The organism is Hydrogenophaga sp. (assembly GCF_030373225.1).
Lineage (GTDB): Bacteria > Pseudomonadota > Gammaproteobacteria > Burkholderiales > Burkholderiaceae_C > Hydrogenophaga.
The window spans coordinates 35,182-58,520 of record NZ_JAUCZG010000023.1; the positions used below are offsets into that span (position 1 = coordinate 35,182).

At 67.8% G+C, this 23,339-nt stretch carries 21 protein-coding genes and 1 other RNA gene; 6 read left to right on the top strand and 16 right to left on the bottom strand.

Going from position 1 to position 23,339, the window contains the following annotated elements; all coding sequences use genetic code 11:
- Nucleotides 1-24: 24 nt before the first annotated feature.
- Nucleotides 25-900 carry a diaminopimelate epimerase gene (gene dapF / locus QUV35_RS13320; RefSeq protein ID WP_300874775.1) on the bottom strand — a complete coding sequence of 292 codons (876 nt, stop codon included), beginning with the start codon at nt 898-900 and terminating at the stop codon, nt 25-27.
- Between the two features lie 67 nt (nt 901-967).
- Between dapF and QUV35_RS13325 the strand changes: the two genes are divergently transcribed.
- Entirely contained in the window at nt 968-2,689 is a 1,722-nt protein-coding gene (locus tag QUV35_RS13325; RefSeq protein WP_300874776.1) for an MBL fold metallo-hydrolase, read from the top strand.
- Nucleotides 2,690-2,711: 22 nt separating this feature from the next.
- Here QUV35_RS13325 and QUV35_RS13330 read toward each other — a convergent pair whose 3' ends face one another.
- Nucleotides 2,712-3,371, bottom strand: a complete 660-nt coding sequence (locus QUV35_RS13330; protein WP_300874777.1) for a Crp/Fnr family transcriptional regulator — start codon at nt 3,369-3,371, stop codon at nt 2,712-2,714.
- Between the two features lie 327 nt (nt 3,372-3,698).
- Here QUV35_RS13330 and QUV35_RS13335 point away from each other — a divergent pair, with 327 nt between their 5' ends.
- Entirely contained in the window at nt 3,699-4,379 is a 681-nt protein-coding gene (locus tag QUV35_RS13335; protein WP_300874778.1) for a Crp/Fnr family transcriptional regulator, read from the top strand.
- 3 nt (nt 4,380-4,382) lie between these two features.
- Here the strand turns inward: QUV35_RS13335 and rnpB are convergent.
- An RNA gene (gene rnpB / locus QUV35_RS13340) (RNase P RNA component class A) lies at nt 4,383-4,772 on the bottom strand.
- A gap of 108 nt (nt 4,773-4,880) precedes the next feature.
- Between rnpB and QUV35_RS13345 the strand changes: the two genes are divergently transcribed.
- A complete protein-coding gene (locus QUV35_RS13345; protein ID WP_300874779.1) occupies nt 4,881-6,740 on the top strand; it encodes an NAD(P)/FAD-dependent oxidoreductase in 1,860 nt (619 codons plus the stop codon).
- A gap of 75 nt (nt 6,741-6,815) precedes the next feature.
- Nucleotides 6,816-7,562, top strand: coding sequence for a glycine zipper 2TM domain-containing protein (locus QUV35_RS13350; protein ID WP_300874781.1), 747 nt, complete (start codon nt 6,816-6,818; stop codon nt 7,560-7,562).
- A 175-nt stretch (nt 7,563-7,737) separates the two neighbouring features.
- Here QUV35_RS13350 and htpX read toward each other — a convergent pair whose 3' ends face one another.
- The 8 genes from htpX to QUV35_RS13390 form a co-directional block, all read right to left on the bottom strand.
- Nucleotides 7,738-8,607: a protease HtpX gene (gene htpX, locus QUV35_RS13355; protein ID WP_300874787.1), complete on the bottom strand. Its 870-nt coding sequence runs from the start codon at nt 8,605-8,607 to the stop codon at nt 7,738-7,740.
- Between the two features lie 184 nt (nt 8,608-8,791).
- The gene (locus tag QUV35_RS13360) at nt 8,792-9,562 is read right to left on the bottom strand and encodes a DUF3025 domain-containing protein (RefSeq protein WP_300874809.1); all 771 of its coding nucleotides are present in this window, start codon (nt 9,560-9,562) and stop codon (nt 8,792-8,794) included.
- A complete protein-coding gene (pyrC, locus tag QUV35_RS13365; RefSeq protein WP_300874811.1) occupies nt 9,562-10,617 on the bottom strand; it encodes a dihydroorotase in 1,056 nt (351 codons plus the stop codon). The genes QUV35_RS13360 and pyrC overlap by 1 nt, the downstream gene beginning before the upstream one ends.
- Before the next feature lie 53 nt (nt 10,618-10,670).
- Nucleotides 10,671-11,597: a LysR substrate-binding domain-containing protein gene (locus QUV35_RS13370; protein WP_300874815.1), complete on the bottom strand. Its 927-nt coding sequence runs from the start codon at nt 11,595-11,597 to the stop codon at nt 10,671-10,673.
- A 22-nt stretch (nt 11,598-11,619) separates the two neighbouring features.
- On the bottom strand, nt 11,620-12,393 hold the full coding sequence (locus QUV35_RS13375) for a hypothetical protein (RefSeq protein WP_300874818.1): 774 nt from the start codon (nt 12,391-12,393) through the stop codon (nt 11,620-11,622).
- Nucleotides 12,394-12,409: 16 nt separating this feature from the next.
- Nucleotides 12,410-13,069, bottom strand: a complete 660-nt coding sequence (locus QUV35_RS13380; RefSeq protein ID WP_300874821.1) for a TetR/AcrR family transcriptional regulator — start codon at nt 13,067-13,069, stop codon at nt 12,410-12,412.
- 5 nt (nt 13,070-13,074) lie between these two features.
- Nucleotides 13,075-14,244, bottom strand: a complete 1,170-nt coding sequence (locus QUV35_RS13385; protein WP_300874823.1) for a patatin-like phospholipase family protein — start codon at nt 14,242-14,244, stop codon at nt 13,075-13,077.
- A 205-nt stretch (nt 14,245-14,449) separates the two neighbouring features.
- Nucleotides 14,450-15,019 carry a phasin family protein gene (locus QUV35_RS13390; protein ID WP_300874825.1) on the bottom strand — a complete coding sequence of 190 codons (570 nt, stop codon included), beginning with the start codon at nt 15,017-15,019 and terminating at the stop codon, nt 14,450-14,452.
- A gap of 207 nt (nt 15,020-15,226) precedes the next feature.
- Here QUV35_RS13390 and QUV35_RS13395 point away from each other — a divergent pair, with 207 nt between their 5' ends.
- Entirely contained in the window at nt 15,227-17,212 is a 1,986-nt protein-coding gene (locus QUV35_RS13395) for an SDR family oxidoreductase (protein ID WP_300874828.1), read from the top strand.
- Nucleotides 17,213-17,297: 85 nt separating this feature from the next.
- Here QUV35_RS13395 and QUV35_RS13400 read toward each other — a convergent pair whose 3' ends face one another.
- A complete protein-coding gene (locus QUV35_RS13400; protein WP_300874830.1) occupies nt 17,298-19,304 on the bottom strand; it encodes an ABC transporter transmembrane domain-containing protein in 2,007 nt (668 codons plus the stop codon).
- Between the two features lie 34 nt (nt 19,305-19,338).
- Here QUV35_RS13400 and QUV35_RS13405 point away from each other — a divergent pair, with 34 nt between their 5' ends.
- Nucleotides 19,339-19,779: an acyl-CoA thioesterase gene (locus QUV35_RS13405; RefSeq protein WP_300874832.1), complete on the top strand. Its 441-nt coding sequence runs from the start codon at nt 19,339-19,341 to the stop codon at nt 19,777-19,779.
- Nucleotides 19,780-19,793: 14 nt separating this feature from the next.
- Here QUV35_RS13405 and QUV35_RS13410 read toward each other — a convergent pair whose 3' ends face one another.
- The 4 genes from QUV35_RS13410 to QUV35_RS13425 form a co-directional block, all read right to left on the bottom strand.
- Nucleotides 19,794-20,534, bottom strand: coding sequence for a type 1 glutamine amidotransferase (locus QUV35_RS13410; protein ID WP_300874834.1), 741 nt, complete (start codon nt 20,532-20,534; stop codon nt 19,794-19,796).
- Between the two features lie 134 nt (nt 20,535-20,668).
- Nucleotides 20,669-21,460 carry a crotonase/enoyl-CoA hydratase family protein gene (locus QUV35_RS13415; protein ID WP_300874837.1) on the bottom strand — a complete coding sequence of 264 codons (792 nt, stop codon included), beginning with the start codon at nt 21,458-21,460 and terminating at the stop codon, nt 20,669-20,671.
- Complete coding sequence (locus QUV35_RS13420; RefSeq protein ID WP_300874839.1) at nt 21,457-21,831, bottom strand: hypothetical protein; 375 nt, start codon at nt 21,829-21,831, stop codon at nt 21,457-21,459. The genes QUV35_RS13415 and QUV35_RS13420 overlap by 4 nt, the downstream gene beginning before the upstream one ends.
- On the bottom strand, nt 21,828-23,222 hold the full coding sequence (locus QUV35_RS13425; RefSeq protein ID WP_300874842.1) for an acyclic terpene utilization AtuA family protein: 1,395 nt from the start codon (nt 23,220-23,222) through the stop codon (nt 21,828-21,830). The genes QUV35_RS13420 and QUV35_RS13425 overlap by 4 nt, the downstream gene beginning before the upstream one ends.
- Between the last annotated feature and the right edge of the window lie 117 nt (nt 23,223-23,339).

A 23,339-nucleotide genomic window follows, 5' to 3' on the forward strand; every position in this document is an offset into this window, starting at 1 on the left:
GGGTCGGTGGGTTCGGGGTTGGGTTCAGCCCATGTCGGGTATGTCGATCTCGCCTTCGAACACGGTGGTGGCCGGTCCGGTCATGAGGACCGCGCCGTCATGGCGGCGGTTGTCCTGCCATTCGACGCTCAGCAAGCCGCCGTGGGTGTGCACGTCCACCCGCGCATCGAGCAGGCCCAGGCGGATGCCCGCCACCACGGCCGCACAGGCGCCGGTGCCGCAGGCCAGGGTTTCGCCGGCGCCGCGCTCGAACACCCGCAGCTTCACCTCGGTCCGGCTCACGACCTGCAAAAAGCCGGCGTTGACCCGCTGGGGAAAGCGCTCATGGCGCTCGATCATGGGGCCCCAGGCCTGCACCGGTGCGGTCCTGATGTCGTCCACCAGCAGAACGGCATGGGGATTGCCCATGGACAGCACCGCCACCGGCACATCGCCCGCATAGGGCAAGGCCAGCGGCCAGCGCTCGAAATGGCCCATGGCCTCGGCCTGCAGGCCGTGGGAGTTGAAGGGCACCCGCTCCAGCGCAAACACCGGCGGCCCCATGTCGACCGTCACCCGTCCGTCCGGGTGGGCGTGCAATTCGAGCTCGCCCCTGGCCACCTTCACCCGCAGCGGATTGCGCTGGCTCAGACCCTTGTCGTGCACGAAGCGCACAAAGCAGCGCGCGCCATTGCCGCAGTGCTCCACCTCGCCGCCGTCGGCGTTGTGGATGGCGTACTCGAAGTCGATGTCGGGTTCGTTGGACGCCCGCACACTGAGGATCTGGTCGGCCCCCACGCCGAAGTGCCGGTCGGCGAGGAATCGGTACTGGGCGGTGGAGAGCCCAAGGCGCCCGCGCGTTTCATCGAGCACCACGAAGTCGTTGCCCGCGCCCTGCATCTTGGTGAATCGGATGTGCATCGTGCAATTATCAATGCTGACCCGCGGCCGACACCACCGGATGGACGACATCCCGCAAAATGCCGTCATGGTCAGACACACACAACTCCTGCATCCCCAGCGCCCGCCAGCCGCCCTGCGCACGGCGGCAACCGTTCTGCTGCTGCGCGACAGCACCGATCCCGACCGCCCCGGCGTCGAGGTGCTGATGACGCGGCGCTCCATGACCGCGAGCTTCGCGCCCGGGGCCTATGTGTTTCCCGGCGGTGGCATCGATGCAGCCGACGCACAGTCGCACGACATCGCCACGCGCCGCGCCACCCAGGGCGACCTGCACCTCACGCAGGCCATCGCCGCCATCCGCGAGAGTTTTGAAGAGCTGGGCGTGCTGCTGGCCCACCGGGCCGACGGTTCGCCCGTGGACGACAGCGACATCGCCACCCTCGATCGCCAGGCGCCGTTTGCCGCGCAGTGCCGGGCCAGCGGCCTCATGCTGGACGCCTGCGGCGTGTTCGTGCTGGCGCACTGGATCACCGATCGTGACCTGCCGCGCCGCTTCGACGTGCCCTTTCTGGTGGCCCGCATGCCCGAGGCCCAGCAACCGGTGGCCGACGAGGCCGAGCAGTTCGAGCCGGTGTGGGTGCGTCCGGCCGAGGCGCTGGAGCGCCACGAGGCCGGCGCCTTCTTCATCATTTTCCCGACCATCCGCACGCTGGAGCGTTTGCAGGCGTTTGCCAACGTCCAGGCGGTGCTGGACGCCTGCGCCGTGAACGATGAACCGCTGTGGACCAGCTGCCCGCGGGCCGGTGTGCTGGCCGGACGTGAGTCGCGCCACATGGAGCACGAGCCGCCCTTTGGAGAACTCGCCCTGGTGTGCCCCGACGGGCAGATCGCACACAGTCTCGACTGGCAACACGAGCAGCCCGTGCACCTGCTCAGGAACGTGCAGCGCCTGACCGCCCCCAACCCGGGCTTCATGACCGGCCCGGGCACCAACAGCTATGTGGTGGGTGATCCGGCCACCGGCCACATCGTCATCGACCCCGGCCCGGACGACGCACCACACATCGAACGGCTGTGGCGCGCCGCCGGTGGTCGCATCCAGGCCATTGTCTGCACCCATTCGCACCCCGACCACTCACCCGGCGCACCCCGGCTGCAGGCGCTTTGTGTGGCGGCGGGGCTTGGCCGACCACCCATCCTGGGTCTGCCCAGCCTGCCCACCGCCCGCGAAAACAGCCGTTTCGTGCCCGAGCGTGCGCTGGCCGATGGCGAGCAACTGGTGTTGACCGGACCGTCGGGCGAGACCCCCGTCTGCCACACGCTGGCGGTGATTCACACACCGGGCCATGCGGCCAACCACCTGTGTCTGCTGCTGGTCGAAGACGGCCTGCTGTTCACCGGCGACCACATCCTCAACGGCAGCACCACCGTGATCGATCCGCCCGACGGCAGCATGGGCGCCTACCTCGACTCGCTCGACAAGCTGGCCGACCGCTGCCGTCAACACGGCGTCGACTTCATCCTGCCGGCACACGGCTACGTGCTGGGCGATCTCCGGGCCAGCGCCGACAACGCGAGCGCGCCCGCCGAGGGCGGCGCACTGGTGGCCATTGCAAAGCTCAAGGCGCACCGGTTGCAACGCGAAGCCAAGGTGGCCCGCGCGATGCAGGCGACTCCCGAGGGCACCCTGGACGACTGGGTCCGGCTGGCCTACGACGATGTGCCGGAGCGGCTGTGGCCGATCGCCAGGCGCTCCCTGATGGCGCACGTCGACCGGTTGCAGAGCCTGGGTGGGTTCAACGAATGAGGTCCGGCGCTGGCCGTGGCGGTCAGTGCCCCATGCCCGGCGCGTGGGCCTGGCAACCGCAGGAGAAGGAGCGGAGCAGTTTGCAGTTGGGCACCACCACGCGCCCTGGCTCGCACACCAGGGCGCCCTGGGCGCCCAGGCGCTTCGCCACCGGTGCCAGCACTTCGGCCGTCACGCCCAGCAAGGGCGCCAGCTCCGGCAGATCGATGGCCACCTCCTGGCCGGGCAAACGGTCCAGCGCAGTGAGCAGCCAGCGCGCCAGGCGCTGCTCGATGTTGTGGTGCTGCTGGCAGAAGGCCGTCTGAGAGATCTGGGAGGTGAGCGACAGCAGATGGCCCACCGCCGCCCTGACCAGGGGCACGCCATCCGGTCCGCCGATGTGCACGGCGCTGGCGGGCAGCCGCCAGGCCCACCCCGGCTGCAGGACCACGGCGCGGTTGGTTTCCAGCCCCGTTCCCATGAAGGCCGCCACGCCCACCAGACCGTCGTTGCCGACGAGTGCGACCGGTGCCTCGGCGCCGCCGGCCAGGGTCTGGATCAACACCACCAGGGCGCTGGTCGGGAAATAGACGTGCGAGGCGCCGGCTCCTTGCGCATGCAGCTCCTGGCGCGCGAACAGTTCGACCCGTTCGAGCTGCTCTGGCCAGGGCAGCGGGCCACCTTGTGCCAGGGTGGCAAGCACTCGGTTGGAAGGAGAATCGGCTGGCAATGTGTGCTCCCGCCCGCAGGCGTGCTTGGGTGCGGGGCCGACATGACCGGGCGGCAGACAGTGTATGCCCAAAGACCGGATGAAATGTTCGATACCGAACACATGGCGGAAAACCCCGCCACCCAACTTGCCCATGGCCGTTCGCACAACGCAGCGGATGGCGCAAGCATCCCTCAGCCAGTTGCTGGTCGCAGCCCGCTCGCCACGTACACTTCGCGTGGACAGGCTCACACTTGCAGCGGCCCTGTGGTCACGGAACTCCCGCCGACGCTGAACCCTGAAACCTGAACGGGAGACTCATTGACCCTCAAGCACAATGGCCTCGTGGCCCAGCTGGCCACGGAAGACCAGCGGCTGATCGAGCGTCGCTGCAAGCCCGTTGAACTGCGCACGGGCGACACCTTGTCGGCCCCGCACATGCCCAACGGGCATGTGTATTTCCTGACCACCGCCTGCGTGGCACTCGTGGTTCGCCACTCCGACGGCAGCGGGCTGGCGGTGGGCCTGACCGGTCATGAGGGCGTCGTGGGCCTCCAGCACGCCCTGGGCATGGGTTCGGGCAATCTCACCCTGCATGTGCAGCGCGGCGGTACCGCCTTCAGTGCCGACGGCGAGGCGATGCAGCGACTGATTGCGCGCCGCGCCCACCTGTTGCGCGCGTTCGCCATCTACCTGTGGGGTTTGTCGCAGGAGGTGGCATCGCTGGCTGCGGCGTCCCAGACGCACGACATCAAGGCCCGCCTGGCGAACTGGATCCTGCTGAGCCATGCCCGCAACGGGCATGACGATCTGTTCCTCACCCACGCCCATCTCGCCGACATGCTCGGCGTGCGCCGCGCCGGTGTGACGCTGGCCGCCGTCGAGCTCAAGGAAATGGGCCTGGTGGACTACCAGCGTGGGCGCATCCACATCCTGGACATGGACGGGCTGCGCGCGGTGGCCCGGCGGCCGGCCCTGAGCAACGGCCTGCCGCATGCGTGAATAGTGTGAAGCGCGCCGTTACGCCGGATTCTGTGCATCCGGACCCTCTTGCGAAGACCCGGATGTGACCGCCATTCATCTGGGCCGGGGGTCGCCCACCCGGCTCGGTGCTACCTACCCGCCAGCTCGCCTTGCGGAACCACAAGGATTCGCGACGCGGCGAACCGCGTCGCTTCAGACTGGCCTATTTGGTATTGCTGCGCGTAGAGATTGCCCGTTTCACCCGCACTCAAGCGGCTCGTCTCTGTTGCTCTGATCCTCACCTTGGGGCCTTGCGGCCTGTCGGTGGAGAGGTGTTACCTCCTACGCTGTCCTGTGCAGTCCGGACGTTCCTCCAGCACCCCCTTTCGGGTGCCCTTTCGGGCCAGTGCCAGCGACGGCCTGGCGCGCTTCACCCGCGCATTATCCCGCTTCGCGCGCACCGGCGCCGGCCACCCCGAAGGTGTCGGACAATCACGGCTTTGCCCTGGATGGCCTGATCGCCACAAGCCACCCTTTGCCATGATCCGGATCTCCGAACTCAAACTGCCGCTGGCCGATGTGCCCACCGAGCACCGCCGCGCGGCCGATGCGCCGACCGAATCCGACCGCGACCGTGAACCCCCGCCGCACCCGGTGGACGCGCTGCTGCGCCTGGCCGCAGCCGCACTCGTGGTGCCCGCCTCGCAGATCGCACGCCTGCAGGTTTTCAAGCGCAGCTTCGACGCGCGCAAGGTCGACCTGCTGGCGGTGTACATCGTCGACGTGACGCTGGCCGATCCCGCACAAGAGGCCTCCCTGCTGGCGCAGCACGCCGGCAAGCCCCACATCCAGCCCTCGCCCGACATGGCCTGGCACCCACCCGGGCACGCGCCCGCGGGCTGGCCGCACGAGGAGAGCGAGCGTCCGGTGGTGGTGGGCCTGGGGCCCTGCGGGCTGTTCACCGCCCTGGCCCTGGCGCAGATGGGGTTCAGGCCCATCGTGCTGGAACGCGGCAAACCGGTGCGCGAACGCACCCGGGACACCTGGGGCCTGTGGCGCAAACACGTGCTCAACCCCGAGAGCAATGTGCAATACGGCGAAGGCGGCGCCGGACTGTTCTCCGACGGCAAGCTCTACAGCCAGATCAAGGACCCGCGCTTCCTCGGACGCAAGGTCATGAGGGAGTTCGTCGACGCCGGCGCGCCGCCCGAGATCCTCTACACCGCGCACCCGCACATCGGCACCTTCAAGCTGGTGCGGGTGGTTGAAGCCATGCGCGAGAAGATCATCGCGCTCGGCGGCGAGATCCGCTTTCAGCACCATGTGTGCGGCCTCGGCGTCACCCGGGACGGCGGCGAACGGCGCATCGCGTCGCTGCAGGTGCGGCGCCTGGCCACCGGCGACACCGTCGACCTGCCGGTGCGGCACGTGGTGTTTGCGCTCGGGCACAGTTCGCGCGACACCTTCGCGCAGCTGTGGGACGCGGGTGTCTTCATGGAAGCCAAGGCCTTTTCGGTGGGCTTTCGCATCGAACACCCGCAGGGCGTGATCGACCGCGCCCGCTGGGGGCGACACGCCGGCCACCCCTTGCTGGGTGCGGCCGACTACAAGCTGGTGCACCACGCGAACAACGGCCGTGCGGTCTACAGCTTCTGCATGTGCCCGGGTGGCATGGTGGTGGCGGCGACCTCGGAACCCGGCCGCGTGGTCACCAACGGCATGAGCCAGTACTCGCGCAACGAACGCAACGCCAACGCCGGCCTGGTGGTGGGCATCGAGCCGGCCGATTTCCCGCAGTCCTTCCCCCAGGACGGGCCGCTGTGGGCAGCGGCCTTCGGCGAACAGGACGGCGGCCGCTACGCCGCACAGGCCAGCGAGCTCGCCATGGCCGGAAAAACCCATCCGCTGGCCGGCATCGTGCTGCAGCGCGCGCTGGAAGCCCGCGCCTGGCAGCTCGGTGGCGGCACCTACGAAGCGCCGGGACAGCTGGTGGGCGACTTCCTCGCGCAGCGCCCCTCAGCCGCGTTGGGAGAGGTGGTGCCGTCCTACCAGCCGGGCGTGAAGCTGGGAGATCTGGCGCCCGCCCTGCCCGAGTACGCGATCGCCGCCATGCGTGAAGCCCTGCCGGTGTTCGGCCGCAAGATCCGCGGCTACGACATGGCCGATGCGGTGCTCACCGGCGTGGAGACACGCACCTCGGCACCGCTGCGCATCACCCGCGGCGACGACTTCCAGAGCCTGAACACCCGCGGCCTGTACCCGGCCGGTGAAGGGGCGGGGTATGCGGGCGGCATCCTCTCGGCCGGGGTTGACGGGCTGAAGGTGGCCGAAGCGCTGGTGCGGGACCTGCTCGAGCCCCGAAAACCCCCGGCGAAAGTCGAAAAAACCACGGTCGCGTGACGATTCTTTACACGCCGTGCATCACCGATTGACGCCGCCGTTGCAGACTCGGGCCACTTGCCTCAGGAGATTCCCATGAAAACCCCCGTTCTCGTTCCCGTGCTGACCGGCCTGCTCGCCCTGGCCGGCAGTGGCCTGGCCCAGGCGCAGGAAGAACAAGGCCGTGTCATCAGCAGCACGCCGGTGGTGCAGCAGGTGGCCGTGCCCCGGGAGGTGTGCAGCGACGAGCGCGTGACCTTCCAGGGCCAGCCCTCGGGCGCAGGCGCCCTGCTCGGCGGGATCGCCGGCGGTGCGGCCGGCAACGCCATCGGCAATGGCAGCGGCCGGGCTGCTGCCACCGTGATCGGACTGGTCGGCGGTGCCATTCTGGGCAACCGCATCGAAGGCCCGGGCCAGCCCTACACCGAGACCTACCGCCAGTGCAGCACCCAGACGCACTACGAAAACCGCACCGTGGCCTACAACGTGGTCTACGAATACGCCGGGCGCCAGTACAACGTGCAGATGCCTCAGGACCCGGGGCAGTTCATCCGCCTCAACGTGTCGCCGGCAGACATGGTTGCGCCGCCGGCCGCCTACCCGCCTCCCGGATACGCCCCGCCAACTTACTACAACGCGCCGGTCTACCGCCCGCAGACCGGGTACTACCCGTCCAACACCCGCATCACCATCGGCACGCAGTTCTACCCGCGCTACCAGGTCTCGCCCGGTGTGATCTTCATCAACGGTCACCGTCCGTACCACCCGGGGCACAAACGGCATGACGGCTACAAATACCGCGATGGCCATCGGGGCACCGACCGCTGGGACGGCCACCGCTGAATCCACCGAACACACAAAAAGAAAGCGACCCGAGGGTCGCTTTCTTTTTGTGGCCGGAGCGCGTGCCGCCAGTCAAGGCACCTGCGAAAACGCCCTTCGACCAGCTCGGGACGGGCCGCCAGGGCGCCCCCGGCCAGGGGATGGCGACCAGGGCGAAGCGGATGGGCGACCCGATTCAGCCTTTCTGCAGCGCCGCGATGCGTTCCTCGATGGGCGGGTGCGTGGAGAACAGTTTGCCCAGACCGCCGGTGATGCCCAGTGCCTGCATGGTCTTGGGCAGTTCACCCGGCGTGAGACCGCCCAGGCGGGCCAGCGCGTTGATCATGGGCTGCTTGCGACCCATCAGGCCGGCGGCACCCGCGTCGGCGCGGAACTCGCGCTGGCGGCTGAACCAGGCCACGATGATGGCGGCCAGGAAACCCAGCACGATGTCCATCACGATGGTGGTGACCATGTAGCCGATGCCCGGGCCCGAAGAGTTGCTGTCACCCTTGCGCAGGAAGCTGTCGACCGCATAGCCGATCACCCGGCTGAGGAACACCACGAAGGTGTTCATCACGCCCTGGATCAGCGTCATGGTGACCATGTCGCCGTTGGCCACGTGCGCCACCTCGTGGCCGATCACGGCTTCCACTTCCTCCTTGGTCATGTTCTGCAGCAAGCCGGTGGACACGGCCACGAGTGCCGAGTTCTTGAAGGCGCCGGTGGCAAAGGCGTTGGGCGCGCCCTCGAAGATCGCCACCTCGGGCATGCCGATGCCGGCCTTGTCGGCGAAGCGGCGCACAGTCTCCACGATCCAGGCTTCATCGGCCGTCTGCGGCTGGTTGATCACGCGCGCGCCGGTGCTGAACTTGGCCATGGGCTTGCTGATGAGCAGCGAGATGATGGCACCACCAAAACCGATCACCAGCGAGAACCCGGCCAGCGCCGTCATGTCCAGGCCGTTCGCCGTGAGGAAGCGGTCCACACCCAGGATGCGGGTGGTGATCAACAAGACCGCCATGACGGCAAAGTTGGTCAGAACGAACAGCAAGATGCGTTTCATGTTTTCTCCAGTGGTGCAGCGGTGCCGAAGGGCGACCGGACTGCGCTTGAGACCCGGGCAGGTCTCGCGGGTTCCCGCCTCTGCGGCGGCGTTCCGGGCGAACACAGCCCCAGGCGCCGGCGGATGATACCGAGAATCCAGTATGGGGCTGGCAGGTCACAAATCAAGGCATGCGGACCGCACCTCAGGGCTTGCAGCTTGCCGGATGGACCGGCCGGGGCGCGCGGAACACAGCCGCATCGGCGTAGAAGCCGGGCTCCTCGTTGGCGGCCCACCAGCCCGGCACACCCAGCACCGGCAGCGGGGTGAAGGGCTTGGCGGCGAGCCGGGCCGCGCTCAGGTGCCGGGCGAGCCACGCATCCCAGGCGCCGGCGTCGTCCCCGATCGACATCGGCACCGGCGTGTGCAGCACATGGGCGGTGATCGATTTGTAGGGCGTCACCAGTTTTTCCATCAGGGCATGACCGAACAGCACCAGCCGGGCCTGCGCCCACATGGGGCGCAGCGTGATGAACAGCCGGTGCCAGTCGCGCTCACCCAGGGCGTCCCACAGCGGCGCGGGCGCCTGCAACAGCGCGGCATTTTCATCGAACAGGGTGAGCGCATCGCGCACCGGGCCGCGCACGGCACCGACGCCAGCCGTTGCGATCTGCGCCGCCTGCAGCTGGTTCAAGCACTGCTTGGAGAGCGGAAAACGCAGCCAGCACAGGCCATTGAAGCAATCGTGCAGGTTTTCGCGGGTGGGCACCTGGCCGGTGTCGAAGATGAACTGTTCATAGGCCAGGCCGGCGGCCAGTTCGGCCTGCGGCACGAAGTGCACCGGGCCGGGTGCCTGCGCGTTGAGTGCCTGCGGCAAGCTGTGACCAGCCGCCAGCATCCGCTGCACCGCCCGCCCCTGAGCGGCCACCGGTGCGAACCAGGCTTCGGACCAGTCCGGCTCGGCGCCCGGGCGCATCAGGCCTGCAGACGCCAGGGCAAGGCCTCCCCACCGCGCAGCGGCTTGAGGTCGGCTTCGCCGAAGCGAAAGCTCTCGGGAGTGGTCCAGCTCTCGCGGCGCAACGTGATGGTCCCGCTGTTGCGCGGCAGGCCGTAGAAAGCCGGCCCGTTGAAGCTGGCAAAGGCTTCGAGCTGGTGCAGCGCCCCGACCGAGTCGAAGGCTTCGGCGTACATCTCGATGGCGGCGTGCGCGGTGTAACAACCGGCGCAGCCACTGGCGTGCTCCTTCAGGTGGGCCGGGTGGGGCGCGCTGTCGGTGCCCAGGAAGAAGCGGTCGCTGCCGCCGGTGGCCGCCGCCAGCAGGGCCTGACGGTGCGTTTCGCGCTTGAGCACCGGCAGGCAGTAGTAGTGCGGTCGAATGCCGCCGGTGAAGATGGCATTGCGGTTGAACAGCAGGTGGTGCGCGGTGAGCGTGGCGGCGGTGAAACGATCGGCCTCGTTCACATACTGTGCGGCCTCTTTCGTGGTGATGTGTTCGAACACCACCTTGAGTTCCGGGAAGTCGCGCCGCAGCGGAATCATCTGCTGCTCGATGAAGACGGCTTCGCGGTCGAACAGGTCGATGTCGGGTGAAGTGACTTCACCGTGCACCAGCAGCAACAGGCCGGCGCGCTGCATGGCCTCCAAGGTCTTGTAGGTCTTGCGGAGGTCGGTCACGCCGGCATCGCTGTTGGTGGTGGCGCCGGCCGGGTAGAGCTTGAGGGCGACCACACCGGCGTCTTTTGCGCGCGCGATCTCGTCGGCGGGCAGGTTGTCGGTGAGGTAGAGCGTCATCAGCGGCTCGAAACGCATGCCGGGCGGCACGGCCGCGCGGATGCGGTCGCGGTAGGCCAGCGCCTGAAGCGCGGTGGTCACCGGCGGCTTGAGGTTGGGCATGATGATCGCCCGGGCAAACTGCGCGGCGGTGTGCGGAACCACGGTGGCCAATGCCTCGCCATCGCGAACGTGCAGGTGCCAGTCGTCGGGGCGGGTGAGGGTCAGGGCGTCGGGGCGCGAAGGGGCTGGTGCGTTCATGCCCCGATTGTCGCAAACCGCAGCAGGCTGCGCCGCCAGCGAGCCGCGCGCCCTTACGCGGGTGCCGCGTCCAGGCTTTCGCCCAGCCGGCTCCAGAAGGTCTGCACAGCGCGCTTGTTTTTCTGCGCGTCGAGCGGGCGGGCCCGGTAGATGCGGATGTCCAGCGTGATCTCCAGTCCGGCGCCAGCCGACACCAGCTTGCGCGCGGCGACTTCGTTGCGCACCGCGCTGGCCGGCAGGAAGGCAATGCCGTGGCCTTCCAGCGCCATCGCCTTCAGCCCTTCGGCCATGTCGGTTTCGTAGATGCGGTCGAGGTGGACCGGCGTGCTGCTCTGTTTGAGCACCTGGTCCACCGCACGGCCGAGGTAGGCGCCGGGCGCATAGGCCAGGTACGGCTGCGGCTGGCTGACCAGGCCCGGCAGTGCAAAGCTGGGCCCACCCGAGGCATTGGGTTTCACATACGGCGCCAGCAGCTCGCGGCCCAGGGGCAGCATCTCGTAGCGGTTGGCGTCGAGCTGGATCGGTTGCGCCTCGTGGTGGTAGGCGATCAGCAGGTCACAGCTGCCCTCGACCAGCCGCAGCACGGCGTCGTGCACGTTCAGGGCGATGAGGCGGCTCTTGATCGGACCGCAGGTCTCGCGCAGGCTGGACAGCCAGGAGGGAAAGAAGGTGAACGCCAGCGTGTGCGGCACCGCGAACTCGATCACGTCCTGGGCGGCGGCGGTGTGGGCGCGCAGCATGGCCCGGGTGCTTTGCAGGGCCTGCAGCATTTCCAGCGCCTGGTCGTACAGCGTCCTGCCGGCGGGGGTCAGTCGGGTGGGGTAGGAAGAGCGATCGACGAGATCGGTTCCGGCCCAGGCTTCCAGCGACTGGATGCGCCGCGAGAAAGCGGGCTGCGTGACATGACGCAATTGCGCGGAGCGGCTGAAGCTGCGGGTTTCAGCCAGGCTGACAAAGTCCTCGAGCCACTTGGTTTCCATAGGTCGTGAAGATGGTGGAGCGTCAGCCTTCGAGAACCAGGCGGATGGAGGCCACATACAGCTGCTCCATCGCATCCAGCGGTTGCACCGCCGCGGCCCGGTCCTGCAGGTGGCGCGCCTCCTCCATCCGCTTCTGGCCCTCCAGCATGATCAGGCCGTTGGCGTATTCAGACAGCGCGATGGCCGAGTCGGGGTTGAGGGCCAGCGCCTTCTGGTAGAGCGCCAGGCCCGCGTCCTTGCTGGCGCCGTGCGTCATGCCGCCCACCAGCGCGCCCACCTTGTCGATCACTTCGGCGTGGTAGCCAGCCAGCGCGAGGTGTGCGTCGGCATGGCGTGGCGACAGCGCGATGGTGGTCTCCAGCGCCTGCCGGATCTTCACGCCCAGGCCTTGCGAGAGCGCCTTGGCCACGCTGATGCACTGGCTGTATCTGGCCAGGGCGTAGGCCTGCCAGTACCAGGCCCCGGCGTTGTCGGGCTGCCGCTTTTGCAGTTCTTCGGCCCGCGTGGCGGCTTCCAGCAACAACCGCTGGCGCACGTCTTCGCGCGGCTCGAGGTAGTTGGCGTAGATGCAGGTGGCCTTGTTGGCCACGTTCAGGCCCGCGTCACCCAGCGCCAGGCCGTCGCGCGCGGCGCGCTGGAATTCGCCGTTGTGAAAGTGAATCCAGGCCTGCAGCAGATCGGTGCGCTCGGGCCAGGGCTCGGCATCACCCGTGTGCAGGCGGCCCCACGGTTGCTGCAGCAGTGCAGCGTCGAACCGGGGGTTCACCGTCCAGGGAAAAGGGGTCCACGTTTCCATTGTTGTCTCCGGGTGCTCAGGCGCCCGGCCCGTAGGCCGAGGTGAGCTGTATCAGGTGCTGTCGCTGCGACTTCTCGAGGTAGGGCACCAGCAGGTTGAGCACGTGGCAGGCGCCCCGCATCAGGGCCTGCTGCGCGTTGTCCGGCTCCAGCGCGTGGCGCGGGTCGCGCACGTATTCGAAACTCAGCCAGTAGGTCAGAACCACCACCATGCTGTCGGCGGTCGGCTCGACCTCGCGCGCATCGATGGTCACCGCGCTGTTGCGGCTCAGGGCCGCGAGCAGGCTGCGGATGGCGCGCGTCTTGTCCTTGAGAACGGTCTGGAAATGGGTCTCCAGCATGCGGTTCTTCGACAGCAGGTCGTTCAGGTCGCGGTAGAGAAAACGGTATTCCCAGATGATTTCGAACAGCGAGTGCAGGAAGAACCAGGCGTCCTCCACATTGCGCACACCCTCGCTGGCGCCGAGCAACTCGCCCAGCGCCTTCTCGTAGCGCTCGAACAGCGAGTTGATCAGCTCGTCCTTGGCCGGGTAGTGGTAGTAGAGGTTGCCCGGGCTGATGCCCAGCTCGGCCGAGATCAGCGTGGTCGACACGTTGGGCTCGCCGAAGCGGTTGAACAGCTCGAGGGTGACCTCGAGGATGCGCTCGGCGGTGCGGCGCGGAGCTTTCCTGGCCATGGCGCTCAGCGGCTCACGACCGGCTTGCCCAGCTGGCGCTGCAGGTCGTCCAGGGTGGTGTGCAGCTGTCGGCCGAACACCGTCTGGGCAGCCACCGATGGTTCGTTCACCAACTTGAGATCGGGGTTGTGCAGCGAGGCCAGGTCCAGGCTCACGCCATGGCGCGCCAGCTTGGGCGCCAGCTCGGCCTGCCGCTCGCGCAGCATCTGCCGGGTCTGCTGGTAGGCGTGTTCGGCCATCTCGCGGCGCTGGCGGTAGCTGAAGGTGTTGGCCGTGAACAGCTTGGCATCGTGCTGGTCGGGCTCGATGAGAACGATGTCGCAGCCCGGATACAGGCGCTCGTAGTTCTTCATTCCCAGCTCGAGGCGCGAGTGGATCATGGAGCGGAAGGTCTGGCTCATCACCGCCGGAAAGCCGCCCTCGACCAGCGAGGGGATGTGCTCGTTGCGCTCGCCCATGGCATGTGCGCGAAACGGCACCAGCGGGTTCAGGCACAGCAGCAACTCCGCGCCATCGTCCAGCGCCACGGTGGCGTGCAAGGTCTTCTTGAGCGCGCCGTCGACATAGTGCTGACCGTCGATCTCCACCGGTGGAAACAGGCCCGGCAATGCCGCGCTGGCCTGGATCGCACGCGAGATCGGCACATGGTCCCAGCCGGTCTTGCCGAACGGCGCGGCTTCGCCGGTGTCGAGCTGGGTGGCCACCAGCGTCAGGCGGGCGCGCAGCTGACGGAAGTCGTTGCTGCGACCCGGCTGGCTGAACAGCCGCTCGATCTGGTGGTGGATGCCCTCGTTGTCGAGCACACCGGTGGGCAGCGCCGCCCCGAGGCGCTCGAACGCGTTGGTGAAGGCCTTGCCCTGCACGCCCCAGGCCCACAGCGCGCTGCCCAGCAGGCCGGGCAGGCGTCGCAACCGGCCGCCGAATTCGGCCCAGGCGGGCTTGAGCAGCCAGGCCGGGTCGAAGTTGTCGGTGCCGTTGCGGTCTTCGATGAAGGCTTCGCACAGCGCGCGCGGGCTGATGCCGTTGGCCAACCCGGCCGCGATGAAGCCACCGGCGGACACCCCGACGTAGTGATCGCAATGGTTGAGGTCCAGACCCTTGAGGCTGTCGGCCAGGGCGCACAACGCACCGATTTCGTAGATTGCGCCGAGCGGCCCGCCTCCGGCCAGCGCCAAGGCGATGCGGGGCCGCTTCCCCTTGTTTGCGCGGCTGCCCGCGGTCCGTGGAAACGGTGCGGGGGTAATGTTGCGCGGGCTCTTCATGCGTTCGAGTGTAGACCGCAGGTGTGGCCCGGCATGCTGCGTTGCAGCATGTGAAGCAGACACAAAAAAGGGGCTCGATGGCCCCTGCTTTGCGAGATGCCCTCAGGCCTCACGGTGTTCAGGCCGCGGCGGCCTTGCGGGTGGACTTGCGGGCTGGGGTCTTGGCCGGCGCGGTCTTGACGGCGGCTTTCGCGGGGGCGGCTTTGACAGCCGCCTTCCCGGCCGGCGCTGCCTTGCGGGCAGCGCTCCTGGCGGGAGCCTTGCCGCCGAGTTGCTGCACATGCTGGTTGAGCGCATCGATGCGCTTGATCAGCGCATCCACGTCGCGCGCCGACGGCACGCCCAGTTTGTTCAGCGCCTTGGCCACGCGCTCTTCGAAGATCGACTCCAGCTTGTCCCACTGGCCCGATGCCTTGGAAGAAATGTCGGTGGCCATGTTGCTGACCTTGTTGGTGGCCTCCGAGATGCGCTCTTCGGCCACGGCCTGCGTCTTGCGCTGGATCGACAGGCCTTCCTTGACCAACGTGTCGAAGGCCTTGCCGCCCTCTTCCTGTGCCTTGGAGAATGCCCCAAGACCGGCCAGCCAGATCTGCTGGGCAGAATCCTTGATCGCACCGGACAGCGGGGAGTTGAAAGCCTGGGCCGATGTCTTCTTGTCGCCGCTGCTCTTCTGGATCTTCTTGACCATGGAATGCTCCTGTGGATTGAAATGGATGGACAGGCTGCGAGCCCGAGTGCACCCACTGTAAGGGGAGGCCGCGGGCTCTGTGTAGGGGCGCAAGACTAATGCCGGCGCGGCGTACGCGGGTTTTTGCGGAATGGAGCGACCTGCTTCGTGGACAAGAATGCAAGGCACTTCACATCGCTTCCACCCCATCTGATCCAGGAGAACTCCATGCATTACTTCGTCACCGGTGCCACCGGCTTCATCGGCAAGCGGCTGGTGGGCAAGCTGCTCCAGCGCAAGGGTGCGGTGGTGCACTTCCTCATCCGCAAGGAGAGCGAGGGCAAGGTGGCCGGGCTGCGCGAGCACTGGGGGGTGACGGCGGCGCGTGCCGTGCCGGTGTTCGGTGACCTCACCAGCAAGAAGCTGGGCGTCTCGGTCGACGAGACGAAAGCGCTCAAGGGCCAGATCGATCATTTCTACCACCTCGCGGCGGTGTACGACCTCGAAGCCGATGCCGAGAGCCAGATCGCGGTCAACGTGGACGGCACGCGCAACACGGTGGAGTTTGCCAAGGCCATCGGGGCCGGTCACTTTCACCATGTGTCATCGATCGCCGCCGCCGGCCTGTACGAAGGCGTGTTCCGCGAAGACATGTTCGACGAGGCCGAGGGTCTGGACCACCCCTACTTCATGACCAAGCACGAGAGCGAGAAGATCGTCCGCCAGGAATGCAAGGTGCCGTGGAGCGTGTACCGGCCGGCGGCCGTGGTGGGCGACAGCCAGACCGGCGAAATGGACAAGATCGACGGGCCCTATTACTTCTTCAAGCTGATCCAGCGCCTGCGCCAGATCCTGCCGCCGTGGATGCCCAGCGTGGGCCTCGAAGGCGGGCGCATCAACATCGTGCCGGTGGACTTCGTGGTGGCTGCGCTGGACCACATCAGCCACCTCAAGCGCAGCAGCGGTGCGTGTTTCCACCTGGTCGACCCCATGGGCTACCGCGTCGGCGACGTGCTCGACATCCTGAGCAAGGCCGCACATGCGCCGAAGATGAACCTGTTCATCAACGCGGCGCTGATGGGCTTCATTCCCAAGAGCGTGAAGAAGGGACTGATGGCGCTGGCGCCGGTGCGGCGGGTCTACAAGGCCATCATGCACGACCTCGGCCTGCCCGAGGAGATGATGACCTTCGTCAACTACCCCACGCGCTTCGACTGCCGCGAGACGCTGGCCGCCCTCAAGGGCAGCGGCATCGCCTGCCCCAACTTCAAGGACTACGCCTGGCGCCTGTGGGATTACTGGGAGCGCCACCTCGACCCCGACCTGCACATCGACCGCAGCCTCAAGGGCACGGTGGCGGGCAAGGTGGTGCTGGTCACCGGCGGCAGCTCGGGCATCGGTCTGGCTGCAGCGCACAAGTTCGCCGAAGCCGGCGCCACCACCATCATCTGCGGACGCGACCAGGACAAGCTCGACGAAGCCTGCAAGGAAGCGACAGACAAGGGTTACACCTTCATCGCCTACCCGGCCGACATCGCCGACATGGCGGACGCCGACCGCTTCGTGCAGGTGCTGATCGCCAACCACGGCGGCGTGGATTTCCTGATCAACAACGCCGGCCGCTCGATCCGCCGCGCCATCGAGGGCAGCTACGACCGCTTCCACGACTTCGAACGCACCATGCAGCTCAATTACTTCGGTTGCCTGCGCGTGACCATGGGCCTGCTGCCCGGCATGGTGGCCAGGCGCAAGGGGCATGTGGTCAACATCAGCTCCATCGGCGTGCTCACCAACGCGCCGCGCTTCAGCGCCTACGTGGCCAGCAAGGCCGCACTGGACGCCTGGACGCGCTGCGCGAGCAGCGAGTTTGCCGACCAGGGCATCAGCTTCACCACCATCAACATGCCGCTGGTGCGCACACCCATGATCGCGCCGACGCAGATCTACAAGAACGTGCCCACGCTCTCACCCGAAGAAGCCGCCGACATGATCGCGCAGGCCTGCATCTTCAAACCGGTGCGCATCGCCACCCGCCTGGGCATCACCGGCCAGATGCTGCACGCCATGGTGCCGCGCGTGGCACAGATCGTGATGAACACCAGCTTCCGCATGTTCCCCGATTCGTCGGCGGCCAAGGGCGACAAGGGAGCCAAGTCGCAGTTGTCGGCCGAGGCGGTGGCGATGCAGCAGATGATGCGGGGCATTCACTTCTGATCTCTTCTTTTCTTGTGTGCGTTCTTTCGTGGCTGGCCGGGTCGAGACCCGGCCAGCCACCAGAGCCAACCAGCAACAACAAGAATCAGTCAGTCCCGCTCTGCTGCAAAGCCCACATGCCCGCATAAATCCCATCCCTGGCCACCAGGTCCGAGTGGTTCCCCCGCTCCACGATCTCCCCATTCACCAACACCAGGATCTCGTGCGCGTCCACCACCGTGGACAGCCGGTGCGCGATCACCAGCGTGGTCTTGTTGCGGGCGGCCGATTTCAGCTCGGCCTGGATGGCGCGTTCGTTGGCCGAATCCAGCGCCGAGGTGGCTTCGTCGAAGATCACGATCGGGGGGTTCTTCAGCAGGGTGCGGGCGATCGCCACGCGCTGCTTTTCACCGCCCGAGAGCTTGAGGCCGCGCTCGCCAACCATGGTGCGGTAGCCCAGCGGGAGTTTGTCGATGAAGCTGTGGATGTGCGCCGCCTGCGCCGCCTGCACCGCCGCCTCGTGCCCGGCCTCGGGGCGGCCGTAGAGGATGTTGTATTCGATGGTGTCGTTGAACAGCACGGTGTCCTGCGGCACGATGCCGATGGCCTGGCGCACGCTGGATTGCGTCACCGCCCTGATGTCCTGGCCGTTGATGGTGATGCGACCGAAGTCGGCGCCGGGCCGCCCCAAGCCGGCTTCAGCCCCCTCGGGGGGCAGCGGACCTCGCGCAGCGGGGGAGCGTGGGGGCGAAGCGGCCCAGCCGTCGGGCCGCCCCAGGGCGGGGCCAGCCCCCTCGGGGGGCAGCGGATCTCGCGCAGCGGGGGAGCGTGGGGGCTCACCATTCGTCACGTCGTAAAAGCGGTACAGCAACCTGGCCAGCGTGCTCTTGCCCGAGCCCGACGGTCCGACCACCGCCACTGTCTTGCCGGGTGGAATCTCGAAGCTGACGCCGTGCAGGATCTCGCGCGCCGGCTCGTAGGAGAAACGCACGTTCTCGAACTTCACTGCGGGCGGCCCGGTCAGCGCCAGTGGCGGGGCGCCGGGTGAATCCGCAATCTCGCGTTCCTTCTCCAGCAGCACGAACATCTTGTCGAGGTCGGTCAGGCTCTGCTTGATCTCGCGGTACAGCACCCCCAGAAAGCCCAGCGGAATGTAGAGCTGGATCATGAAGGCGTTGACCATCACCAGATCGCCCAGCGTCATTTCGCCGCTCACCACGCCCTGCGTGGCGCGGTAGAGCATGAGCACCAGTGCCACGGCAATCACCACCTGCTGCCCGGCGTTGAGCAGGGACAGCGTGGTCTGGCTCTTGATGCGGGCGCGGCGCAGTTTCTCCAGCGCCTCGTCGTAGCGCCGGCCCTCGAACGCTTCGTTGTTGAAGTACTTCACCGTCTCGTAATTCAGCAGCGAGTCGATGGCACGCGTCTGGCTGGTCGACTCCAGCTCGTTCATCTCGCGGCGGAACTTGGTGCGCCATTCGGTCACCACCACGGTGAAGCTGATGTAGAGCACCAGCGCCACCAGCGTGATCCACACATAGCCCATGTCGAACTGGGTGCCCAGCAGCGCGAGCACCATGGTCACCTCGATCAGGGTGGGAATGATGCTGTAGAGCGAGTACGAAATGAGCGACTGGACACCGCGCGTGCCGCGCTCGATGTCGCGCGTCATGCCGCCGGTCTGGCGTTCGAGGTGAAAACGCAGGCTGAGCGCGTGCAGATGACCGAACACCTGCAGTGCGATGCTGCGCGTGGCGCCTTCGGTGGCCTTGGCAAACACCAGTTCGCGCAGCTCGGTGAAGATGCTGGTCGACAAACGCAAGCCGCCGTAGGCCAGCAGCAAGCCCAGCGGCACCACCAGCATGGCCTCCACGCTGCCGGGCTTGATGCTCATGGCGTCGACCAGCTGCTTGAGCAGCAGCGGCACGCTCACGTTGGCCATCTTGGCAGCCACCATGAAGGCCAGCGCCAGCACCACCCGCACCTTGTATTGCCACAGGTAGGGCAGCAGGCGTTTGAGCGTGGCCCAGTCGGAGCGCTGTGGTTTGCTGGCCGGCGCGCCGGGGGCGGCGGGCAAGGCAATGGCGGATGGGGAGGGGGTGTCTGGGCGCATGCGTGAGAATCGTGAGCAACTGGAGATTGTGACCATGACAAGCAAAACAAGCCCGAACCCCGAAACCACCCTGCCGCACGACAGGGAACTGGTGCTCAAGGTCATTCCGATGCCGGCCGACTGCAATGCCAATGGCGACATCTTCGGTGGCTGGGTCATGGCCCAGGTCGACCTGGCCGGTGCCGTGCTGCCGGCGCGCTATGTGCGCGGGCGCATGGCCACGGTGGCGGTCAACCAGTTCATCTTCAAGCAGCCGGTGCGCGTGGGCGACATCCTGAGCTTCTTCGCCCACGTCACGCGCGTGGGCAACACCTCGATCACGGTGCAGGTGGAGGTGTTCGCCGAGCGCTTTTCGGCCCAGGGCCAGTATGTGAAGGTGACCGAAGCCAGCCTGACCTACGTGGCGATCGACATGGAAGGCCGGCCTCGCCCGATCCCGAAGGACAACCTGGACCTGCCGCGCACAGGCCGCTGAGGCCGCTGGGCCGCTCAGGCGGGCCAGCGCGAACGCCAGGCCCGGTAGATGCCATCGGCCATGGCTTCGCTGCCACCCAGGTGCTGCCGTGTGGCGGCCTGCATCGATGCCGGGTCCTGCACGCTGTCCCGGTGCAGCAACACATGCACCGGGTAGGCCGGTCCGGGTTGGTCCATCCATTCATCGATCTTGGCCGGCGTGATCTCGATGTGGAACTGCATGGCCAGGTGCTGGCGCAGGGCAAACGCCTGGTGCGCGCACGGACCGGACGATGCGAGCAGCTCGGCGCCCGGCGGCAGCGTTGTGAAGCCGTCCTGGTGCCATTGGTACACCGTGGCTTGTTCGGCCTCGCCCAGCCATTCGCGGGCGGCGGCGCTGCCGGTCCGGCGAATGGGCCACCAGCCCACCTCGGGCTGCGGCAGGCGCTCCACCCGGCCGCCGAAGGCCCGTGCCATGAGCTGGCCGCCCAGGCAATGGCCGATCACGGGAACGCCCAGCGCGTCGGCCTCGAGGATCAGGGCCTCGGCCTGGCGCAGCGTGGGGCGGTCGTCGTCGGCGCTCCAGGCGCCACCGAGCACCGCCAGAGCGCGGTAGCCGCGCACCGAAGCCGGGTAGTCTTCGCCGGTTTCGGCGCAGCGCAGGTGCCAGGCAATGCCCTGGGCACCCAGCCACTGGCCCAGGTATCCGGGGCCGTCTTCCAGCAGGTGTTGCAGCACCAGCACGTCGGCCGGGGCGGAGAAGTCGTTCGGTGTCATGCCGCCATCATAGGAAGGGGCAACAGAGCTCAGGCGGCTGTCGACAACACCTGCGCGGCACCGGCCGCAGCGCGAACACGGCCTCGAAGCAGGCCTCGGTGGCGGCGCGCACCGACGCCTCGTCGGCCAGCGGGTCAGAACTCGCCGTGTCGCCCCTGCCCGGCGGCAAAACGCGTGGCCCCTTCGAGCGCATCGGGAATGCGGGCCTTGCCGCGCTGCCATTCCTGTCGCAGCGCTTCGCCCAGCGGCAGGTCCCACTGGGCCAGCGCGCTCTCGCGGTCGGCGCGCATCGTGGCCTGGGGAAAGGCCGCGAGCTGGCGCGCCAGCGCGATGGCGGCCTCGCGTGCCTGCCCGGTGGGCACCACGCGGTTGGCCAGACCCATCTGCAGCGCTTCGGTCGCTTCCACCTTGCGCCCGGTGAGGATCAGGTCCATGGCATGGCCCATGCCGATCAGGCGCGGCAGTCGCACCGTGCCGCCGTCGATCAGCGGCACGCCGAAACGGCGGCAGTACACGCCGAAGTACGCGTCTGCCTCCATCACGCGCATGTCGCACCACAGCGCGAGCTCCATGCCGCCGGCCACGGCCGCGCCGCTGACCGCAGCGATCACCGGTTTGCCGAGTTGCAGTCGCGAGGGGCCCATGGGGCCGAGGGCGCGCGGGTCGCCCGCGTCGAAGTCGAGATCGAGGCCCCCGGTTTCTCCCCGGGCGGCGAGCTTCGCGCCGTACTGAAGATCCCAACCTGCGCAGAAGTGGCCATGCGCGCCGTGGAACACGGCCACCCGGGCGCTGGCGTCGTCCTCGAACGCCAGAAAGGCCTGGTGCAGGGCGCGCGCGGTCGGGCTGTCCACCGCGTTGCGCACCTCGGGGCGGTCGAGGGTGACGATCCAGATGCCGTCTTGCTGTTCGGTGGTGACGGCGCTCATGGCCACCACCCCACGCGCGGAGCGTTCAACGCCTCCTCCAGCTCGGCCTGCGTCACCTCGATCTCCAGGCGCAGCAAGGCCCCCGCCATCGACTTGCCCAGGTTGTCCAGCCGCAGGTTGCGCGCACCACCGCCCTGCAGTGCGCCGCGCAACACGAACTTGAGCGCCAGGATGTTGGGCAGCGGCCAGGCGTCCACCTCGCCCGGCAGCCAGGGCGCAAAGTGGGCCTGCACCCGCTCGGCCGTGACTTCGCGCGCCAGCAGCCGGTAGCCCGCCGCGTTCCAGGCGAACAGGCCGAAGTCCACCCAGTCGGCCTTGTCGCCGCTGCGGGCGTGGGCGATGCGCACGAGGGGTGTGCGGATGCGGGTCATGCAGCCTCTCCCAGGATGTCGACCGTGACTCCAGCCTCCACCCTCGCACGCGGGATCAGCGTCGGCCAGATGCCCAGCAGCTCGCTGGTGTTGTGCAACCCGGTGAAGCCGCAGGTGTAGGCCGGGCCGCTCAGGCCGATCCAGGGAAACAGCCGGCCGAAGCCATCGGCAGCGGCCTTGTCGGGCGTGCGCAGCACCAGGCGCGTCCAGATCTCGTTGCTCTGGTTGAGCGCGTCGGCGTTGGGCAGCGGCGCGAGCGCGCCGTGGGCCGAATTGAGCCCCGGGTACTCGACGTACAGCTCGTCGTGCGCAATGCGTTTGTCGTTCAGCAGGGTGCGGATGGTCGCCTGCGCGGCCTGCGCCTTGTCCCAGGCGTCGGGCCATGAAAAGCCCCAGGTCACCTCGGCCTTGTAACCGTCGCGGAAACCGGCCACCACCTTGAGCGTGTCGGTGGGCGCGCGGCCGCGTGCACCGGTCAGCCGAACGCGATCAAAGCCTTCGTCATGCAGTGTGATGTGGCCCATGTCCAGCACCACGTCGGGCGACAGGTAGGCGTGCGGGTTGTGCACCTCGTACAGCAGCTGCTGGCGCACGGTGTCGAAGTTGATCCGCCCGCCGCTGCCCGGCGCCTTGGTGATGAGGGCGGTGCCGTCCTCGTACACCTCGGCAATGGGATAGCCGATGTGCGCCAGATCGGGAATGGCCTGCCAGGCGCCCTGGCTGCCGAAGTTGCCGCCGCTGCCCTGGCCCGAGCACTCCAGCAGGTGGCCCACGGTCAGGCCCTGGGCCAGGCGGTCGAGATCGGTTTCGTTCGAGGCACCGGTCAGCGTCCAGCCCAGGCCGTGCACGAGCGGGCCGAGGAACAGCGCCGCGTCGGCCACCCGGCCGGTGATCACGATCTCGGCGCCCGCGGCCAGCGCCTGCACGATGGGCCGCGCACCCACATAGGCGTTGGCAAACACCAGCCGCTCGCGCACGCCGGCCAGCGCTTCGCGCGTGAAGAGGTGGTCAAAGCCTGCGTCGGCCGCCTGCAGCTGCGGCAACACGTCGTCGCCGGTCACCACGGCCACCCGCGCCGGCCAGCCCCGGGCCTTGAAGGCGGCCAGCACCGCCTGCGCCGCACCAAGCGGGTTCAGGCCGCCCGCGTTGCATACCAGCCGCACGCCATTCGCGCGCATCAGTGGCCACAGCTTCATGAGCATGGGCACAACATCGCGCGCATAGCCCAGCGCCGGGTCGCGCTGCCGGTCTTTCTGCAGGATCGCCAGCGTGAGCTCGGCCAGGTGGTCGCTGGCAATGAACTGCACGTCGCCACGCTCGATGCTGGCTGCCACGGGCTCCCAGTTGTCGCCGTAAAAGCCGAGGCCGGCGCCGATGCGTATGGACTTCATGCAGTGCATCTTCATGTTGCTTCGGCGACAAGTGATGGGGGACAACCCCTAGCGGCAGTCCCGGGCAAGACAGCTATAAATTGCCCACACCGCCTCGGGGCCCCGCCACAAAGATTG

What these genes read in the sequence shown, in the direction of transcription:
- dapF (WP_300874775.1), bottom strand. Translation starts at nt 900, where the DNA reads ATGCACATCCGATTCACCAAGATGCAGGGCGCGGGCAACGACTTCGTG.
- QUV35_RS13325 (WP_300874776.1), top strand. Translation starts at nt 968, where the DNA reads ATGGTCAGACACACACAACTCCTGCATCCCCAGCGCCCGCCAGCCGCC.
- QUV35_RS13345 (WP_300874779.1), top strand. Translation starts at nt 4,881, where the DNA reads ATGATCCGGATCTCCGAACTCAAACTGCCGCTGGCCGATGTGCCCACC.
- QUV35_RS13350 (WP_300874781.1), top strand. Translation starts at nt 6,816, where the DNA reads ATGAAAACCCCCGTTCTCGTTCCCGTGCTGACCGGCCTGCTCGCCCTG.
- htpX (WP_300874787.1), bottom strand. Translation starts at nt 8,607, where the DNA reads ATGAAACGCATCTTGCTGTTCGTTCTGACCAACTTTGCCGTCATGGCG.
- QUV35_RS13360 (WP_300874809.1), bottom strand. Translation starts at nt 9,562, where the DNA reads ATGCGCCCGGGCGCCGAGCCGGACTGGTCCGAAGCCTGGTTCGCACCG.
- pyrC (WP_300874811.1), bottom strand. Translation starts at nt 10,617, where the DNA reads ATGAACGCACCAGCCCCTTCGCGCCCCGACGCCCTGACCCTCACCCGC.
- QUV35_RS13370 (WP_300874815.1), bottom strand. Translation starts at nt 11,597, where the DNA reads ATGGAAACCAAGTGGCTCGAGGACTTTGTCAGCCTGGCTGAAACCCGC.
- QUV35_RS13375 (WP_300874818.1), bottom strand. Translation starts at nt 12,393, where the DNA reads ATGGAAACGTGGACCCCTTTTCCCTGGACGGTGAACCCCCGGTTCGAC.
- QUV35_RS13380 (WP_300874821.1), bottom strand. Translation starts at nt 13,069, where the DNA reads ATGGCCAGGAAAGCTCCGCGCCGCACCGCCGAGCGCATCCTCGAGGTC.
- QUV35_RS13390 (WP_300874825.1), bottom strand. Translation starts at nt 15,019, where the DNA reads ATGGTCAAGAAGATCCAGAAGAGCAGCGGCGACAAGAAGACATCGGCC.
- QUV35_RS13395 (WP_300874828.1), top strand. Translation starts at nt 15,227, where the DNA reads ATGCATTACTTCGTCACCGGTGCCACCGGCTTCATCGGCAAGCGGCTG.
- QUV35_RS13400 (WP_300874830.1), bottom strand. Translation starts at nt 19,304, where the DNA reads ATGCGCCCAGACACCCCCTCCCCATCCGCCATTGCCTTGCCCGCCGCC.
- QUV35_RS13405 (WP_300874832.1), top strand. Translation starts at nt 19,339, where the DNA reads ATGACAAGCAAAACAAGCCCGAACCCCGAAACCACCCTGCCGCACGAC.
- QUV35_RS13410 (WP_300874834.1), bottom strand. Translation starts at nt 20,534, where the DNA reads ATGACACCGAACGACTTCTCCGCCCCGGCCGACGTGCTGGTGCTGCAA.
- QUV35_RS13415 (WP_300874837.1), bottom strand. Translation starts at nt 21,460, where the DNA reads ATGAGCGCCGTCACCACCGAACAGCAAGACGGCATCTGGATCGTCACC.
- QUV35_RS13420 (WP_300874839.1), bottom strand. Translation starts at nt 21,831, where the DNA reads ATGACCCGCATCCGCACACCCCTCGTGCGCATCGCCCACGCCCGCAGC.
- QUV35_RS13425 (WP_300874842.1), bottom strand. Translation starts at nt 23,222, where the DNA reads ATGAAGTCCATACGCATCGGCGCCGGCCTCGGCTTTTACGGCGACAAC.